The 3,197-nt window shown below is 57.1% G+C and carries 4 protein-coding genes; 2 read left to right on the forward strand and 2 right to left on the reverse strand.

The annotated features are described in order from the left end of the window. Both RTK32_RS16325 and upp read right to left on the reverse strand, forming a co-directional pair. Positions 1-639 (reverse strand): solute carrier family 23 protein (locus RTK32_RS16325; protein ID WP_312045805.1); only part of this gene is annotated, 639 nt, incomplete at its 3' end. A gap of 164 nt (positions 640-803) precedes the next feature. Beyond that, positions 804-1,430 carry a uracil phosphoribosyltransferase gene (upp, locus tag RTK32_RS16330; protein WP_125289554.1) on the reverse strand — a complete coding sequence of 209 codons (627 nt, stop codon included), beginning with the start codon at positions 1,428-1,430 and terminating at the stop codon, positions 804-806. A 240-nt stretch (positions 1,431-1,670) separates the two neighbouring features. Here upp and purM point away from each other — a divergent pair, with 240 nt between their 5' ends. Further along, the gene (purM, locus tag RTK32_RS16335) at positions 1,671-2,711 is read left to right on the forward strand and encodes a phosphoribosylformylglycinamidine cyclo-ligase (protein ID WP_312045807.1); all 1,041 of its coding nucleotides are present in this window, start codon (positions 1,671-1,673) and stop codon (positions 2,709-2,711) included. Continuing rightward, the coding region (gene purN / locus RTK32_RS16340; RefSeq protein WP_312045809.1) for a phosphoribosylglycinamide formyltransferase at positions 2,708-3,197 on the forward strand (490 nt) is incomplete at its 3' end. The genes purM and purN, both read left to right, overlap by 4 nt.

The raw sequence follows: 3,197 nt of genomic DNA on the forward strand, positions 1-3,197 counted from the left end.
CAACCACGGCGCGGCCTCTACCGTCGACCAGTTTACGATGCCCATAAACCAGGAAAGCGTATAGCCGACCAGCACGCCGATCAGGATAGGGATAATCGCCAGAAAGCCGCGAAACAGCACCGACCCGAAAACGGTCACCGCCAGCGTGATCATGGAGATTAAAATGGCTTTACCGTCGGCTGCCGCGCCGTTAGCGGGCAACAGCCCGGCCATATTTGCCGCCACGCCAGCCAGTTCCAGACCGATTACCGCTACGATGGCCCCCATCGCCGCCGGGGGAAACATCACGTCCAGCCAGCCCGTTCCCGCTTTTTTCACAATCAGCGCGACCAGACAGAACAGCACGCCACACAGGATAAAGCCGCCCAGCGCCACCTCGTAACCCAGCGGCAACAGCAGCAGCACCGGGGAAATAAAGGCAAAGCTGGACCCCAGATAGGCCGGAATTTTCCCCTTACAGATAAACAGATACAGCAGCGTGCCGATGCCGTTAAACAGCAGCACGGTGGCGGGATTGATATGAAACAGAATGGGAACCAGTACCGTCGCGCCAAACATGGCGAACAGATGCTGAAAGCTAAGTGGAATGGTTTGCAGCAGCGGTGGCCGCTCGCTTACGCCGATAGCGCGACGCGTCATGGTGAGTTACCCCTTATTTTACACAATAAAAAACCGACTCTCTGGTCGGCTTGATCGCGAACAATGATAAAACGCCTGATGCAGGCCGGTTCCCGGCAGGGCCATTGGGCAACGTGCGGCGATATTCCGCCGCAAACGGGCGCAGGAAACGGCCTGCGGCTTTATCATTTGGTACCGAAGATTTTGTCGCCGGCGTCGCCGAGGCCTGGAATGATATACCCTTTCTCATTCAGTCCCTGATCGACAGAAGCGGTGTACAGCTCCACGTCCGGATGTGCTTTCTCCAGCGCCGCAATCCCTTCCGGTGCGGCAACCAGCACCAGGACTTTAATGCTGCTGCAGCCCGCTTTCTTCAGCAGATCGATGGTGGCGATCATTGAGCCGCCGGTTGCCAGCATAGGGTCAACCACCAGCGCCATGCGCTCTTCGATATTGGAAACCAGCTTCTGGAAATAAGGCACCGGCTCCAGCGTCTCTTCGTCACGATAGACGCCCACCACGCTAATGCGCGCGCTTGGCACGTGCTCCAGCACGCCTTCCATCATCCCCAGACCGGCACGCAGGATAGGCACAACGGTAATTTTTTTGCCTTTGATCTGGTCGATTTCCACCGGGCCGTTCCAGCCTTCAATGGTGACCTTCTCGGTTTCTAAATCCGATGTGGCTTCATAAGTCAGCAGACTCCCCACTTCCGAGGCGAGTTCACGAAAGCGTTTGGTGCTGACGTCCTGTTCACGCATCAGGCCCAGTTTATGTTTGACCAGCGGGTGTTTGACTTCCACGATCTTCATTATTTTACTCCCGGAGTGTATGGCTGCAAAAAAAATCGCGAGATTATAGCGCCATTTAGCGGCCAGTACCTATCACTTAATCCGACTTGTGCCGGATCCCTCCCATCCTGTTAAGGATTAGCTAAAATTGAATACGGCGCAACGCGGGCCGAAGATGGCACTCGCAAACGTTTGCCTGCGCTGTTAGAATTGCCGCGCTTTATACCAACCACCAACCGCAAACCGCGTGGGGATTTCGCAGTGACCGACAAAACCTCTCTCAGCTATAAAGACGCCGGTGTAGATATTGATGCTGGCAATGCTTTAGTCGACCGTATTAAAGGCGTAGTGAAAAAGACTCGTCGCCCGGAAGTCATGGGCGGACTGGGCGGTTTCGGTGCGCTTTGTGCGCTGCCGCAAAAATACCGTGAACCGGTTCTGGTTTCCGGCACTGACGGCGTCGGCACCAAGCTGCGTCTGGCAATGGACCTCAAGCGCCACGATGCTATCGGTATCGATTTGGTCGCGATGTGCGTTAACGATCTGGTCGTCCAGGGCGCCGAGCCGCTGTTCTTCCTCGATTACTACGCCACCGGCAAGCTGGAAGTGGACACGGCTGCCAGCGTGATTACCGGTATCGCGGAAGGCTGCCTGCAGTCCGGCTGCGCGCTGGTCGGCGGCGAAACCGCTGAAATGCCCGGCATGTATCACGGTGAGGATTACGACGTAGCGGGCTTCTGCGTCGGCGTGGTGGAAAAGTCGGAAATTATCGACGGCAGCAAAGTTAAAGACGGCGACGTGCTGATTGCGCTGGGTTCAAGCGGCCCACACTCTAATGGCTATTCGCTGGTGCGTAAAATTCTGGCGTTCAGCAATACCGATCCAGAGACCACCCTGCTCGAAGGCAGGCCGCTGGCGGACCACCTGCTGGAACCTACCCGCATTTACGTTAAAAATATCCTCAGCCTGATTGAGCAGGTTGACGTGCACGCTATTGCCCACCTGACCGGCGGCGGCTTCTGGGAAAATATTCCGCGCGTGCTGCCGGACAATACGCAGGCGGTGCTGTCTGAGTCAAGCTGGCAGTGGCCTGCCGTGTTCGGCTGGATGCAGGAAGCGGGTAACGTCAGCCGCTTTGAAATGTACCGTACCTTTAACTGCGGCGTCGGCATGGTCATTGCGCTGGATGCCAGCGAAGCGGATAAAGCGGTGGAGCTGATGAGTGCCGCGGGCGAAAAAGCCTGGAAAATTGGCGTGATCAAGGCTTCCGATGCCGATGAGCGCGTGGTGATTACCGCATGAAGCGGCTCGTCGTGCTGGTATCCGGTCAGGGGAGCAATCTTCAGGCCATCCTGGACGCCTGCCAGCAGGAACGGATCCACGGCAGCGTTGCTGCCGTGTTCAGCAACAAAGCCGAGGCCTACGGCCTGACGCGTGCCCGTGAAGCGGGCGTCCCCGCTCATGCGTTGGCAGCCGAACAGTTTGCCGATCGCGCTGCTTTCGATCGCCAGCTGATGCTGGAGATTGATGCTTACGCGCCTGATTTAGTGATCCTGGCAGGCTACATGCGCATTCTGAGTGCGGATTTCGTGGCGCGTTACGCGGGAAAAATGCTTAACATCCACCCTTCCCTGCTGCCGAAATACCCCGGTCTGCATACGCATCGTCAGGCTCTTGAAAACGGCGATGAGGAGCACGGTACCTCGGTGCATTTTGTTACCGAAGAGCTGGACGGCGGCCCGGTGATCCTGCAGGCCAAAGTGCCGGTTTTTGCGGGCGATACGGAAG

This window comes from Erwinia sp., assembly GCF_031978025.1.
Lineage (GTDB): Bacteria > Pseudomonadota > Gammaproteobacteria > Enterobacterales > Enterobacteriaceae > Erwinia.

Bases quoted from the DNA above. Each gene is read 5' to 3' on its own strand.
- upp (WP_125289554.1), bottom strand. From the start codon at position 1,430: ATGAAGATCGTGGAAGTCAAACACCCGCTGGTCAAACATAAACTGGGC.